Source organism: Dethiosulfatarculus sandiegensis, assembly GCF_000931935.2.
GTDB classification, from domain to species: Bacteria; Desulfobacterota; Desulfarculia; order Desulfarculales; family Desulfarculaceae; genus Dethiosulfatarculus; species Dethiosulfatarculus sandiegensis.
Genome location: NZ_AZAC01000045.1, coordinates 57,851 through 71,629 on the forward strand (window position 1 = coordinate 57,851; position 13,779 = coordinate 71,629).

13 protein-coding genes are annotated in these 13,779 nt (G+C 48.1%); 6 read left to right on the top strand and 7 right to left on the bottom strand.

The annotated features are described in order from the left end of the window. Positions 1-54 precede the first annotated feature (54 nt). The 3 genes from X474_RS20420 to X474_RS20430 all read left to right on the top strand — a co-directional run bounded on the left by X474_RS20420 (position 55) and on the right by X474_RS20430 (position 1,908). Entirely contained in the window at positions 55-291 is a 237-nt protein-coding gene (locus X474_RS20420; protein WP_044351624.1) for a hypothetical protein, read from the top strand. Positions 292-652: 361 nt separating this feature from the next. Beyond that, entirely contained in the window at positions 653-865 is a 213-nt protein-coding gene (locus X474_RS20425) for an alpha/beta fold hydrolase (protein ID WP_156360862.1), read from the top strand. Between the two features lie 173 nt (positions 866-1,038). Beyond that, complete coding sequence (locus tag X474_RS20430) at positions 1,039-1,908, top strand: MurR/RpiR family transcriptional regulator (RefSeq protein ID WP_044351627.1); 870 nt, start codon at positions 1,039-1,041, stop codon at positions 1,906-1,908. A 32-nt stretch (positions 1,909-1,940) separates the two neighbouring features. On the opposite strand, the gene X474_RS20435 is transcribed toward X474_RS20430, so the two are convergent. The 6 genes from X474_RS20435 to X474_RS20460 form a co-directional block, all read right to left on the bottom strand. After that, positions 1,941-3,260, bottom strand: coding sequence for a lyase family protein (locus X474_RS20435; RefSeq protein ID WP_197282212.1), 1,320 nt, complete (start codon positions 3,258-3,260; stop codon positions 1,941-1,943). A 237-nt stretch (positions 3,261-3,497) separates the two neighbouring features. Further along, complete coding sequence (locus tag X474_RS20440; protein ID WP_052515453.1) at positions 3,498-3,830, bottom strand: alpha/beta hydrolase family protein; 333 nt, start codon at positions 3,828-3,830, stop codon at positions 3,498-3,500. Between the two features lie 22 nt (positions 3,831-3,852). Further along, positions 3,853-4,554, bottom strand: a complete 702-nt coding sequence (locus tag X474_RS20445) for an alpha/beta hydrolase family protein (protein ID WP_052515454.1) — start codon at positions 4,552-4,554, stop codon at positions 3,853-3,855. Positions 4,555-4,677: 123 nt separating this feature from the next. Then, the gene (gene dcuC / locus X474_RS20450; RefSeq protein WP_044351630.1) at positions 4,678-6,054 is read right to left on the bottom strand and encodes a C4-dicarboxylate transporter DcuC; all 1,377 of its coding nucleotides are present in this window, start codon (positions 6,052-6,054) and stop codon (positions 4,678-4,680) included. A 440-nt stretch (positions 6,055-6,494) separates the two neighbouring features. Continuing rightward, positions 6,495-7,331, bottom strand: coding sequence for an NAD(+) diphosphatase (gene nudC, locus X474_RS20455; RefSeq protein ID WP_044351713.1), 837 nt, complete (start codon positions 7,329-7,331; stop codon positions 6,495-6,497). Between the two features lie 383 nt (positions 7,332-7,714). After that, positions 7,715-8,233: a DUF2867 domain-containing protein gene (locus X474_RS20460; RefSeq protein WP_044351631.1), complete on the bottom strand. Its 519-nt coding sequence runs from the start codon at positions 8,231-8,233 to the stop codon at positions 7,715-7,717. 136 nt (positions 8,234-8,369) lie between these two features. Here X474_RS20460 and X474_RS20465 point away from each other — a divergent pair, with 136 nt between their 5' ends. Continuing rightward, entirely contained in the window at positions 8,370-9,608 is a 1,239-nt protein-coding gene (locus tag X474_RS20465) for an MFS transporter (protein WP_044351633.1), read from the top strand. A gap of 25 nt (positions 9,609-9,633) precedes the next feature. On the opposite strand, the gene X474_RS20470 is transcribed toward X474_RS20465, so the two are convergent. Beyond that, the gene (locus X474_RS20470; protein WP_044351715.1) at positions 9,634-10,509 is read right to left on the bottom strand and encodes a YitT family protein; all 876 of its coding nucleotides are present in this window, start codon (positions 10,507-10,509) and stop codon (positions 9,634-9,636) included. 424 nt (positions 10,510-10,933) lie between these two features. Between X474_RS20470 and X474_RS20475 the strand changes: the two genes are divergently transcribed. Together X474_RS20475 and X474_RS20480 are read left to right on the top strand one after the other, a co-directional pair. Beyond that, positions 10,934-11,923 carry a TRAP transporter substrate-binding protein gene (locus tag X474_RS20475; RefSeq protein ID WP_044351635.1) on the top strand — a complete coding sequence of 330 codons (990 nt, stop codon included), beginning with the start codon at positions 10,934-10,936 and terminating at the stop codon, positions 11,921-11,923. 213 nt (positions 11,924-12,136) lie between these two features. Then, positions 12,137-13,591 (top strand): hypothetical protein, encoded by a 1,455-nt coding sequence (locus X474_RS20480; protein ID WP_044351637.1) that lies wholly within the window; start codon positions 12,137-12,139, stop codon positions 13,589-13,591. Positions 13,592-13,779: the final 188 nt, after the last annotated feature.

A 13,779-nucleotide genomic window follows, 5' to 3' on the forward strand; every position in this document is an offset into this window, starting at 1 on the left:
CCTTGAGCCCGCGTTCCGGTTATCCGGGCGCGGGCTTTTCAAAAAGGGAGCGTCATGTCCTTTCAAGTGAACGTTTCGATTGACCGTATGGATATGCGGGCCGACGGCGGGGTTAATGTTTTTTTTAAGGTCAGGTTGGGGGATTATCTGGTGAATGTTCCCATGACCCTGGATCAGGTTCAGGAAATGGAGCCTGAAGCCATTCAAAGCCTGGCCATGGCCAGGTTGCATGAACTTGCCCTGGGTCTGGTTTCCGCCACCCGGCCGGATTCGGTCGAGGCCTCCCTTTAATCCCAGTTAAAAACCTTTTAGGAAAAGAGAGAAGAGCCATGCGTGGGTGGCCCTTTGGGTAAAGGAAAAACCAAATTTTCACACTCACGAGGAATGTTACCCAAAAGGCTGAATTTTTCTTTAAAGGGACAAATCTGCACTATCACGAGGCAGGGCGTGGTCCCTTGCGCGGCAACACGGCCAGAGGCGCGTCGCATCTTGTAGACCTTGAATTCTTTGGCCGCTGGTTTCACACCACGCCCCAACCTAAGGACCCGGATCCCAGGTTGTAGGTATTCTGGCCCACGGCCATGACTGGGATCAGGTGGTGGCCCGTGGCAACAAGCTTTTAACCGGGTTTTCTGATGCCGGGCTCAAAATTATGGGAGATAAACTGGCCCAAATCAAGGCCCCGGTATTGTTTACAAATCATACCTGCCTGGCCGATCCATTTGAGCAGTTGAAAGAAATGACAAACCTCATGCCAAACGCCCGCATGAAGGTTTTTGAAGAGGGCTCACACCCCTCTATCTGGACCTGCCCGGACCTGTTCCGGCCATTGGTTAGAAACTTTTTACTTGCCCATAGCTCTTGATTTTCTGATAAACCCATCCGTTTCGGCACGGTTTGCTAAAAAAAAGAGATAATTATCTTCTTTCTTGTTTCAAGGCGCTGGGATATCATAACCTGAGTTGGTCTTTACATGGATTTTGACGTGTTAAGGGGAATTTAAAAAAGGCATAAATGAATTGGAAGTAGTGGTGTTTTATGAGTGATAAGAGCCTTTTTGAACGCATAAGAAGCCTGGATAAAATGACTCCCAGTGAAGTTAAGATTTCAAACTATTTCGAACGTCAATATTCCATGCTTGCCTTTGAGACAATTACCACTATCAGTAGGGGCTCATCTGTGGGTAATGCCACGGTCGGCCGTTTTATTCATCGTTTGGGTTATGATGATTTTGCTGATTTCAGTATGCAGGTCAGACAGGAAATAGTCAGCCGCCTGGAGTCTCCTATTGAACGTTATAATGTACGTATGGAAGCGTTAACCAGCGGAAAAGAGGATATTTTAGGACGGCATATTCAGTATGCCATTAGAAATATGCAGGAAACCAGATCCCGGATTTCAAACAAAGATATCAAACAGGCAGCTCGATATTTAGCCTTGGCAAAGGGTAATGTTTATGTGGCCGGCGGTGCATCGGCACAGGCTATAGCCAGGTATTTTTGTTTGCTTTCAAAATATATAAGAAAAAATGTGGTTTTACTGAATGGCGATATATCAACCCTGGCCCATCAGATGGTTGATGTGAATAGAAACGATGCCCTTTTGGCTATCTCTCATAAACGATATTCCCGTACAACCATGAAGACTGTGGAATGGTTCAAAAAATGCCGGGGTAAAATAGTCACGGTCACTGATCAGGAGACAAGCCCCATTGCCAAACTTTCCGATGTCAGGTTTATTGTCAGATCAGAGGGACCGGCCATGTTCAACAGCAGGCTGGTAACCTTTTTACTTATTGAAACCTTGATCGAGGCCATGGTGTTTCTGGTTGAAGACCAGGTCTCGAAAAGGTTCCCGGTATTTGAATCATTGTTTGAGGAGTTGGATGTGTTTATACCCAACTCCTGATCACATGGTTTGAAAATGTAATCGCACTTCTTTTATAAAACAGGATCTGAAAGCCTTTTTTGGGAAACATAGTCGATAACCCCATCCACCTGTTGGGCCGCTAGACCGGTATAGGTTTTAAGGTTAAAAAGGTCATCTATTTCTTTGTCGGTCAAGTGCTTTATTAACTCGGGGTGTTCTTCCAAAGTTTCACGCAGGGTGCAATTTTTATTATGGGCTTCATTAACAACCAAGTGCATGGCTTCCTTGGCGGTCCTGTTGCCGATCCGTTCGGCCAGGGCCAAGGTGATGCGTTGCGACAAAATTAATCCCTTGGTCTTTTGAAGATTTTCGATCATTTTTTTGTTGTTGATTTTAAGGTTTTCTAAAAGCTCTTGTGCTTCGGAAAACATCTTCCTGGTTTGAAGGTCCATTTCTTCCAAAAGTTCGTTTGTCCTGGATGTATCGTCCCGCTCAAAATAGTTGACCATGTCATCAAGGACTATCTCGGCCAGGCGTGGGATTTTTCTTGAAAGGAAAATAAGCGAATCCGACTTTTGAGGGTTGTTTTTATGCGGCATCGAGCTGCTGCCGATGGCGGATTTTTTCTTGGTTTCTATAACTTCGGCGATATCTGTTGTTTGAAGAAGAAAAATTTCATTACCGATCTGGCCCAGGGCCCTGCTGATAAGGGACATCACCATGGCGTATTCGGCAAATACATCCCTGGAACCGTGCCAGTCGTCTTGATAAGGTTCTTTTAAACCCAATTCCCGGGCAAAATCCTTTTCCAGTTCTATTCCCTTTTCCCCCAGACCAAGGTAGCTGCCGACCGCGCCCTTGAGAATGGCGGAATGCTCCAACTTTTCAAGAACCGCCTTTAATCTTTCAATGTTCCGCCTGTTGCTTCCCAACCAGCAACTGACTTTCTTGCCAAAGGTTATAGGCAAGGCGTGTTGACCCAAGGTCCTGCCGATCATTGGTGTATCCCGGTGTTTTTGAGCCAACTCAATCAGAGTTGCTTCCAGAGTCCTCAAAGACGCCAGCCCAAAAAGGGTTGATTGCCTTAACTGCAGAACCTTTACCGTGTCGTAAATGTCAACTGTGGTGGTGCCGAAATGCATATATTCTTCCGCACCATTTTCCATGGACTTGCTCCAGACATTCAAAAGAGCGACCATTCGATGCTGAACCAGGCTGAATTCTTGGGCTAAATCTTCCTCGGGAGTAAAGCGGATCTGGGCTTTTGCGGTTATTTCCCTGGCCGCCCATTGGGGAATAATTCCATGTTTGGCCTGAGCCCTGGAAAATGCGGCTTCAACCTCCAGGACAAGCTGATTTTGTTGTATTGGCGCAAATAGGCTGTTATTCATATTTTTTTGCTTTTTAAGGGACATAAAAGAAATAACTCCGCACATATTAATTCATTTTTGAATTGGAAAAAAGATTTTTTGCCTCAAATTTAAAATGAAATATACTTTTTAAAAACATAGGCCACTTTGAACAGTAAAACTAAAAATCAAGTTGGGGGTAACTTAAAAAACTAGGTAAGTATTTTTACTGAATGCCTTGCTGCCAAAGTGCCCTTTTAAAACCTTTAAGTTAAAATTTTATTTTCTTATCCAGGAAGCAACCAGTTCCTGGGAATCTTCAAAAGGGTTTTCAGGTTTTAAGATTTTGGCCAGGAATTGATAAACCTCAACCCTGGCTTTCCTGGCCAAATTTGTGTGCATGCGTTCAAAGCTGTGGTCACCGGGAGCTTGGTCATAGATCTTGAAGGTTACGTCTTTCTTGGCTTTCTTAAGGGCCTCCACCAGAGTCTTTATTTCTTCAACCTTCACGACCTTGTCAGAGTCTGTGGTGTGAATCAAAAGCGGAATTTTAAGTTTATTCACATGACCAACCGGTGAGCGGTTTTTATATGCCTCAGGATCCTGTTCCACGGTTTTTCCTATAATCTTTTTCTCAAAAACAGACCTGTACTTTTTTGTTTTTGTAAGACATGCGAAAAGCCAGGTTGCTGACCGGGTTTCCGCTAAAGGCCTCCTGGTAATCATCCGGATGGATCATGGGGCTCATGGCTGCGGCATAACCTCCAAAGCTCCAGCCCATTATTCCTACTCTTTGTTTGTCTATAAAAGAGAAGGTGTCCAGCATGAAGTTTCTGGCCATATGGATATCATCCAGCTCTTTGCCGCCCTTATCCAAGGCCTTTTTCAGCTTAGCTCCAAAACCGCGGCTTCCGCGATAGTCAGGGGCTATTACCGCATAACCCTGGGTTATCAGCTCCCGGATTATGTGCGCGTATTTTGTTTGAAATGCTCCGTTCATCCCCCCATGGGCAAAGACGATAAGAGGGATTTTTCCGGGTTTACGTTGTTTGGGAATAAAAACATGGGAGTGAAACTTAAGTACGTTTCCCTTGGCTTTAACAGGAGAAGAATATTGCCAGATTTTATCCACATAAGCAATATCACTTAATTTGTTAAACCAAAGAATATCGTCGATGGATTCCAAGAGTGATTCATGATCGGTTTTTATCTTTTCCATTTCCGTTTTAAGTGGGCCTTTATTGGCTGCATCCACCGCTTGCACGAAATAAAAAGATAGGGCTAAAATGGCCGTTGCCATAAGTAAAACGGTTTTAAGTGACCTTAGGCTCGGCAATTTACACCTCCTGAAGAACTTTAAAAATACTATGCGGAAATATCGTTTATGTCCTTAAGTGCACCAGCTAATCAGCTTAGGCTTTATCAAAGGCAGATTGCCTGAATCCGCTGTTGATATGCCTTAAGCGAAAATCACGCTCTGCAGAACAGCTACCAGTATTCCGCCTGCCACGGGAATGGCGGTGCGTTTGATAATGTCAAAGGGAGTGCAGTCACCTGCGTCGCTCACCGCAATTATGACTCCGGCCACCGGAGACATGGAGCGGGCCAGACCTGCGGTGAGCTGCATGGGCAGCAATATGGAGACTGTTTCGGCCCCGAATTTGGAGGCCATATCCGGAGCCAGATGCCCGAAAGAAAAAAAGGCCGCGTTTCCAGAGCCGGTGAGGATGGCGACCACGGAAACAATGAGGCACATGATAAGGGTCATCATGACAAGTTCAAACCCGGCGTTCTGAGCCGTGGTTGTAAGGAAATTAACCGCGCCGATTGTCTTTAATCCGGCGGCAAAGGTTTCAGCACAGACAATGAGGGATACGATTCTGGCGAACATATGCCCCATGCCGTCAAAAAAGGCCAGCAATCCTTTAAAGACTCTTTGCGCATCCCTGGTGCGGACCAGCTCAAACAACATACCCACAAGCATTCCGATGATCATGGCTGTAACCACGTTCAACTTTACGGAACTTATCATCAGTTTGCTGAAAATAAGGATCAGGGTTAGGGGCAGAACAGGGAGAAGAGCATAGATGGCCGGCGGCGTCTTCAGGTCCTTGTTTTTTGCCCCGCTTTGCCGCGATTCAGGGACTTGCGGTGTATGTCCTTCCTTTTTATCAAAATGACGGGCAGTTATATAGGTGAGAACAGAGATTGTGATTATAGTCAAAATTGCAACAGGCACCTGGTAAGAGGCAAAGTAAACCGCAACGTCAAGCCCCGCTGTTTTGGCCGCCAGGTTTGTAGCCCCGCTGGCAGGACCCAGATCCAGGACGGCAGTTGTACCGATCATCGCGGCGGCGGCTTTTTTGCTTACTCCCAGCTTCACCAGGGTGGGATAGAAAGTGACCAAAAGCAACATGGCCAGGCCCGCGGCGCTGGGTATGAAGATATTTAAAATCTGGCCCACAGCGTAACCCAAGGCCAATACCAGATAAGGAGAGCGGAAAACCTGCAAAGGTTTGATGCAGATGGAGACCATGGAATTTGTGGCCCCTATATGGTCCATATATTTTGCAAAACCACCTGCCGCCATGATTATCATGCCAAGTCCTGCAGCCCGGTAGGCAAGGGAATGCCTGACATAATCAAAAACATCAAAGCCGATCCATCCCGTGGATTTTGCTTTTTTGAATAAAATGCTGGTCTCCGGTGAAATGAAGATAGTCAGAACCAGCAGTAGCAAACCGGCCAAGAGTAATACTGTATGTGGTTGATATTTCTTAATTATCAACCAGCCGACACAACACGTGACTAGCGTCCCTATAAGAAATCCAAGCATCTTGAGCTCCTTCCCAAATGAGGACTGGACCTTAACCAGATCTAATGAACACTTGTGTCTTATTTACTGTAATTGGGAGTATGTTCCCAAAAAAAGAAATTTATGGGAAAGATTTACCATTTAGGGAAAGAAATTGCCAATCCTTTAAAAAACAAACAATGACCGGTTTGGTTCACCTGAGTTGCAACTACTTGTTTTCTAGTGATAAATTATTGGAAGGAGAATATGGAGGAAAGGGGAAGGCTAAAAACCGAATGATGGCAAAAGGGGATAGCCCGGTAGTATTAGTCTAATATTTTTAAGTAGAATCAGTGTGTTTGCGCTAGAATTCTTAATTTTCCGAACCAGAGCTTTTTACCCTGCAAGGAGTATGCATAAAAATATAAAAGCACCCGGCTTAAAAAACCGGGTGCTTGGTCTTTCTACAAAGGAATTAGCTGCTATTTCCCGCTGTTACCAACCTTGGCCACAAAATCGTCAATAAGCCGCCGGGCAATTGTCTCCGCAGTGGGGATATGGGGAAGCTCCTCCACCCCATACCAGCCTGCGTCGGCTATCTCCTCTGGGTCCGGTTTGATCTCACCGCTTTTATATTCAGCGGTGAAGCCGATCATAAGTGAATCCGGAAAAGGCCAGGGCTGTGAGCCGAAATAGCGGATATTAGTCACTTCCAGATCCACTTCTTCCTTGATTTCCCTGGCCACGGTTTGCTCCAGGGTTTCGCCCATCTCAACGAACCCGGCCAGGACACTGTACATGGTCTTGGGAAAACGCGGAGACCTGCCCAAAAGGATTTTATCGCCCTTGGTAACCGCCATGATCACCGCCGGAGAGATGCGGGGATAGCGCACCTGTCCGCAATTAGGGCATTCCTTGGCCCTTTCCGTGGTTTTGATTTTCATGGCTGTACCGCAAGCCCCGCAATAGCGGTTTCTCAAATCCCAATCCAGCAGCTGACGGGCAGTGCCGGCCAGGATAGTCATCTCAACCCCCAGACTGAGAGTCAGGCTGCGTAATCCCTTGAAAACCCAACCTTCGGGCGGTTCACTATCCTGAGCCGCGTTGGCGGCAAAGCAGGGAGTCCCCTGAAACGTTCCCATATAGTGGCAAACCGTGGGCTCGATATTCAGTTCCCCGGGGCTGGATAGCCTGGGCAGGATGGGTTTGGCGTCTTGGCCTTCTGCGATCAAGAGCTTGTCTTTTTTCAGGATAAACCATAAACCGGCCTCGGGAAGGTTTTCCGGCGGAACAAGACCTGGAGAAAAATGTGCTGTCATTGCAATCTCGATTAACATGAGCCATGAGCCTGCGGGCAGGCTTAAGGGCTCTTAAGGTTTAAAAACGTATTTAAGGCCCCGACAGCGTTTTTTCAGGGCTCATTAAACAGCCGGGACTGATCAAATCATAGTCCTTAATCACAGTCAGCGCAAAAAACAACTCGGCTGAGGACACGAAGATTTGACGGCGTTTTGTTTGAAAAGGAAAAAACATCGAAACCGGCGGGCAACACCTTTAAAAAAAACAAGTCCGGACCTCTCGTCTCTGGGTGTTGGCTTTTTGGCAAGAGGCTCTAAGGGGAGAAGAAAAACCCTTGTCATCGGGATCAAATCCCTGGCCAAGACTTTGAGGTCCGGACGAAATACTTAATTAACCATCTGGATTATAGTGTACTCTTTTCTATATACCGTAAAGCCGTTTTTACAATCAAGTGATGAAAGGGCTTTATCAGGTTGAAATAAAACCGGCCTACCGGGTTTTTATATTTAACCAGGGTGCTCACCGCATATTCATTTACCCCGCTGTTTTTATTGCATTTTTGCACAAACACCCAGGCTGTCAGATGCTCCGCCTCGTGGGCCATGGACCAAAAGCGGCCAGGTTCGATTTTGTGGGCCTTCCAGTTTTCGCCCAGGGACTCAAACACCTGGCCGGGTTTTTCGGGGACCTGGTCCTCGGTTATGCGGGCGTTGTTGTCAGGGCTGTGTTCCAGCCCCAAAATGCGGGCCAGCCATCCCCTGGCTATGTAGAGTCCCTTGTACCAGCCTGGTTTGTAAGAAAACATTTCAGCCACCACCCCGGCCATGGAAAGGCCGGTTGTGACATATTTGGTGTCCAAGTGATCAACTTCGCTTTTAAGTTCATGAAAAACCGAATCATCTGTTGTGGGGCTTTGTTTCATTTAAACGTCTCTTTTCTCTAGCCCAGACTTAACTTGCTTGATTTGTTTTTCTATTATGAGTAGTAGAATGAAGTGGAACCTTGGTTGCAAGAAAATTTCACTTTTCAGACAAAAAGATGAAAAATCTAAGTAAATCATGAAATTATCCGCCAATAAATTTTTATCTTTTTTGGGGTTGAACCGTCAACTGGCAGGGCTCCTGGGCATGGTGATCCTGGTGGGCCTGGGCGAGCGCATGGCCGAGAGGTTTTTACCGATTTATCTCACCGCCTTAGGGGGAGGAGTCCTTTCGATCGGGCTCTTAAATGGCCTGGATAATTTTCTTTCGGCTTTTTACGCTTTTCCCGGCGGATACCTCTCCACCCGCCTGGGGGCCAAAAAGGCCCTTCTGATATTCAACCTCATGGCCATGGCCGGGTTTGCCCTGGTTATTCTCATACCCCGTTGGCAGGCGGTTTTGGCAGGTGCGGTGTTGTTTCTTTCCTGGTCCGCCATTTCCCTGCCTGCCTCCATGAGTTTGATAGCCAGGGTCTTGCCCGCCCATAAGCGCACCATGGGAGTTTCCATGCATTCCTTGGTGCGAAGAATTCCCATGGCCCTGGGACCGATTCTGGGGGGCCTTTGTATAAGCCTGTGGGGCGAGGTGACAGGTGTGCGCCTTGCCTTTGGCTTTGCCCTTTGTATGGCCCTTGTGGCGCTTTTATTGCAGCAAAGGTTTTTACCGGAAAAAAAAGAGAATCAGTCAAACAACCCGGACCTAAAAATAGGCAGGGGATTCTCCCTTTTACCGCCTGAGTTGAGAAGACTTTTACTGGCCGACATATTGATTCGTTTCTGCGAACAGATTCCCTATGCCTTTGTGGTGATATGGGCCATGCGGATAATTGCTTCACCGATCAGCGCTTTTGATTTCGGCCTGTTAAGCGCCCTGGAGATGGTCACGGCCATGTTTATTTATGTGCCCGTGGCCCATTTTGCGGACAAGTTCGGTAAAAAGCCGTTTGTGGTGATTACTTTTGTGTTTTTCAGCCTTTTCCCCCTGGCGCTATACTTCAGCCGTTCTTTTGGGGCCTTGGCCGCCTGTTTCGTACTGCGGGGGTTAAAGGAATTCGGAGAGCCTGCCAGGAAAGCCCTGATAATGGATCTGGCCCCTCAAGGCAAAAAGGCCTTGTCTTTTGGAACCTATTATATGTTCAGAGATTTTGTGGTTTCCCTGGCTGCTTTCGGCGGCGCGTTTTTATGGATGATCTCACCTGAGGTGAACTTCTTTACCGCTTTTGGCTTTGGGGTCTTGGGAACCTTTGTCTTCGCGATTTGGGGCAGGGAACCGGGCAGGGAAAGGGAAGGTCGCCAAACCAACAGGCCCGGCGTTTGAACTTGCCGGGCCCGTTGAAATTTGCCTACCAATGGGGCTGGTTGCCTATGCGCCATCCCATTACTTCGTCGGTGCTGCCGATAACCACAAAGGCCTTCGGATCTATTTGGTTTACCAGCCTTTTAAAGCGGCTGATCTCCTGAATTGCGACCACTGAATAGAGCACCATTTCCCTTTCGCCGGTGTATCCCCCCTGGGCGGGGATAAGGGTGGCTCCCCGGTTGATTTCGCTGATTATACCCTTGGATATCTCTCTCCATTTTTTGGAGATAATGATAATGGATTTGCGCCTGCTGAATCCGGAGACCACCAGGTCAAGCACATGGGTGAAGACAAACAGGTATATCAGCGTGTAGATCGCCGTCTCGAGCGTCATGGTCATGATCAGGGCTATGAGTATGCCCGTATTAAAGAACAGGGCGGTAGTGCCCAGACGTACGGAGAATTTTTTCAAAAGCACCACCGACAGTATATCCAGGCCGCCGGAAGAACCGTGGGAACGCAGGGTGAGCCCCGCGCCCATGCCCATCAGGATGCCGGCCAACAGTGCCGCCGGAACCGGCTCCTTCACAGGTATGATTATATGCACCCATTGCAGGGCTGCTGTGGACAGTGCGGTGCCCAAAAGGCTATAGAGCATAAAACGCTTGCCCACTGCCTTGTAGCCTAAAAAATAAACCGGCAGGTTTACCATAAGGTAAACCACGCTCAGTGGAATAAACGGCATAAGGTAGTGGAGCACCATGGAGAGCCCCACAAAACCGCCCGAGCCCATGTGCAAGGGAACCAGGATTCCATTGGCGCCCAAGGCGATTAAAAAGCTGCCGCCGACAATAAGGGCCAGGTTGTTGGCCACTTGACCGGCTGTTTCTTTCAGCATAACCATTTTTTGAACATTCATGGCTTCTGCCTTTTTACCCGGTTTGGCTGTTTTGAAAGCCAGCCAAACTGACAAAAGTAATAAATTCCATTTTCACAATGAAAAAGCACCAGGATCAGGCTGGGCTGATCTTGGTGCATCCGTTGCCGCCTAATATAAGGCCAAAACCTGTTCTGTAAAGGCCTGGTGCATAAAAATCTGAAAAAAACCATGATTGGTCCGGGTTAAGTGGGGCATGGTCAAAACTGTAGACTTGGGGCCTTAAATATTGTAAAAGTCGTTAAACCAACGGTTATAGTAAGAGCAATGGGTCTAATAGAGGCCGGGCAGGGGGAAAGAAACAAACCCGGATATATTCTCTCAAGCCTTTTTTAACTCTTCAAGAAAAAGGCGCTGAAAGACCCGACCAAATCACCAAATTAATCTAGGCATCAAGGAGGACGGGATGAAACGTTTCATGGTATTTTTGCTTGCCGCAACCTTGCTCCTTGGCGGGACAACCATGGCCCTGGCCAAGGTCAAGTGGGATATGCATCTCAATTACCCTGCCACAAACTTCCATTCCCAGGGGGCCCAACGTTTTGCCGATGCGGTGAAAGAGGCTACCGGCGGTGAGGTGGAGATAGTGCTTCATCCCGGTTCCGCTTTGGGCTTCAAGGGGCCTGAACTTTTGCGGGCCGTGGCTGAGGGGCAATTGGCCATAGCCGAAGTTCCCACCGGGATGGTGGAGGGCGATGCTCCGCTTTTGGCCCTTACCGCCCAGCCCTTTATTTCCACCAATGCCTTTGAGCAGCGCCTTTTATATGTGCTTTCAAAGCCTGCCTATGCCAAGGTGCTTAAAAAATTCAATCAGTTTACGCTTTACACCTCTGTGTGGCCCTTCTCGGGCATCTACACCCAGCGCGCCATCAAAAACATAGACGACTTAAAAGGCCTCAAGATGAGGGTCTACGACGGTACAGGCCTGGCCTTTGGCAAGGCCACAGGCATCGCGGCCCGTAAAATGCCCTTCAGCGAGGTCTATCCCGCCATGAAAGCCGGTCTTCTGGATTCCATGTACACCTCCAGCGTCTCCGGCGTGGACGCCAAGGCCTGGGAAGTGCTCAAGTACTTCACCCGCATAAACATCGTGGGCCCGGTGAACATGATCAACGTGAACATGGAGGCCTGGAACAAGCTGGATAAAAAGACCCAGGCCAAGATTTTGGATATTGCCAAGGACATGGAAAACGAGATGTGGGAACTGGCCGGGGAAATGGACCGCAAGTCCGTGAAGACCCTGGCGGACAACGGCATGAAGGTCCTTAAGGTTGACTCTGCCTTCCGGGCCCAGCTGAACAAGGTGGGTGAGGAACTCAGGGCCAAATGGGCCAAGAAGGCCGGTAAGGACGCCCAGAACATCTTGACCGAGTATTACCGTATAACCGGCCGCTAATAAACTGAAAAACCGTTACAACAGGGCAGGGAGGCAAGGAAAAGTCTTCCCTGCCTCTTTTTTTTATTATCATACTCTGCTAATTTGGGGTTACCAAAAAAGACGCCATAAGCGTTTCAGCCGATGCATGAAACCGGAGCTTCAGGCTTTGCCCTTTTCAGGACCACTACTGGATGTGGGTAGTTAATCGCCTGATATTCAAAGGAGTAATGGATGCACCGACTTTTTGAGGTAATAGAACACATCAGCGGACGGGTGAACCTGAATCTGCGTGAATTTTCTTTTGATGTGAGCCCCTATCTTAAGGGGCTTATTGATTTTGAAAAACTTCCAGGCCTTTATGCCAGTTATGGCCTGAGTACTGACCATCCCCTTAATTTCAATTTTACGGATTCATCTTTGGCGGGAAGCTATTTTTTGGGCAACTGCCGGGCGGACGGCTCTATTGTGCATAAAAGTGATGTAAGGGGAGATGAGCTTAAATTAAAAGGCCAGGTCTTTGAGCAGGACGGGCATTCGGTTTCTTTAACCGAAGATGAGCAGATTTGGCTTAAGGAAAGCTTTCTCAATAAGACTTTGGTCCATAATTTTTCCCATGACATAGAGAACCCGGAACTTTTCCATATTGAGCATACGGTTGCCATGCCTTACGCCAATATCCACGGAGCCCCTGTGGAAGGTTCTTTTTTGGGGGCCTTCAGCACCATAGACTTAACCACTGTGCATGACAGCATTATCGGCGAATTCGCCTATGTACAGACCGGTGAGCTGGACCACGCAAGGGTGGAACCGGGCAGAATTTGGGTTAAGGGACCGGATTTTGAGTTTAATTTTTGCCATGATCCAAAGGTGTTGAAGAAATATATATCCCATAAGCCGGGCCGGGCTCCCGAGGGCCTTTTAATGGAGTTCAGGGAGGCCCTTAAACCCCATATCCATAAAATTTTTTCCACAGTAAAAACAGATCTCTGCCAAGTGGATCAGGCCCCGTCAGAGGTGCGGGGCGTGCCGGTTCAGGAGGGCAGTTACCTTTCCGAGTTCGCGGTGGTCAGGGGAGACTGCCGCATAGGCTCCAATGTGCTGGTTGCGCAAAGGGCCTTTTTGGAAAACGCGCGGCTCGAAAAGGGCGCCAATGCCCAGGAGAACTGCTATATCATTGATTCCAGGCTGGAGGAGTTGGATATCACTGCTCACGGAGGCAAGGTTGTCAAGGCTCATTTGGGGCCAAGGGTTTTTACCGGCTTCAATTCCCTGGTTCGGGGTGCTAAAGGGGCACCGCTTGTGGTGGGGGCCGAGACGATCATCATGCCCCATACCATAATCGACCTTACCGAACCCCTGGAAATCCCGGCCCGCAGTCTGGTTTGGGGCTTTATCCAAAACAAAGAGGATCTGAACCATAACAGCATTTCCCTGGAGCAATTGGCCGAGGCTGATTTTGGGGTGGAAAAAGGCGGCATGCGTTTTACGGGCAAGGGCGGTTCCTTTGTAAGCGCCTTTGAACATCGTTTACACCATATTCTGGAGGCCAACGGTGCTTTTTATGACGGTGCCGATGAAACCAGGGGCCACGCCCAGATGTCCCAGAGAATCACCTACAATGTCTTGCAACCCTACGCAGCCGGAGATTTGCTGGGTATGCACCCGTCTATATCGATAAAGCCCTAGAAGGGCCTTTTAGCTGCAAATTGAACAGCCCGGCCGGGAAGGTTTTTCCCGTCCGGGCTGTTTTGGTTTGAGAAAATTAAAAGCCTCCAAGGCTGTTTGAATCACGAAAAGGTGTTTATGGAGCGAAAAATTCTCTAGTGTTGACCGGTGGAGTAAATAGGTTTTAATATGCAACTAACTGGGATCAT

Excerpts from the sequence above, each read along its gene's own strand:
- dcuC (WP_044351630.1), bottom strand. The coding sequence starts at position 6,054 with ATGCTTGGATTTCTTATAGGGACGCTAGTCACGTGTTGTGTCGGCTGG.
- X474_RS20480 (WP_044351637.1), top strand. The coding sequence starts at position 12,137 with ATGCACCGACTTTTTGAGGTAATAGAACACATCAGCGGACGGGTGAAC.
- X474_RS20425 (WP_156360862.1), top strand. The coding sequence starts at position 653 with ATGGGAGATAAACTGGCCCAAATCAAGGCCCCGGTATTGTTTACAAAT.
- X474_RS20420 (WP_044351624.1), top strand. The coding sequence starts at position 55 with ATGTCCTTTCAAGTGAACGTTTCGATTGACCGTATGGATATGCGGGCC.
- X474_RS20470 (WP_044351715.1), bottom strand. The coding sequence starts at position 10,509 with ATGAATGTTCAAAAAATGGTTATGCTGAAAGAAACAGCCGGTCAAGTG.
- X474_RS20435 (WP_197282212.1), bottom strand. The coding sequence starts at position 3,260 with ATGAATAACAGCCTATTTGCGCCAATACAACAAAATCAGCTTGTCCTG.
- X474_RS20475 (WP_044351635.1), top strand. The coding sequence starts at position 10,934 with ATGAAACGTTTCATGGTATTTTTGCTTGCCGCAACCTTGCTCCTTGGC.
- X474_RS20465 (WP_044351633.1), top strand. The coding sequence starts at position 8,370 with ATGAAATTATCCGCCAATAAATTTTTATCTTTTTTGGGGTTGAACCGT.
- X474_RS20460 (WP_044351631.1), bottom strand. The coding sequence starts at position 8,233 with ATGAAACAAAGCCCCACAACAGATGATTCGGTTTTTCATGAACTTAAA.
- nudC (WP_044351713.1), bottom strand. The coding sequence starts at position 7,331 with ATGACAGCACATTTTTCTCCAGGTCTTGTTCCGCCGGAAAACCTTCCC.
- X474_RS20430 (WP_044351627.1), top strand. The coding sequence starts at position 1,039 with ATGAGTGATAAGAGCCTTTTTGAACGCATAAGAAGCCTGGATAAAATG.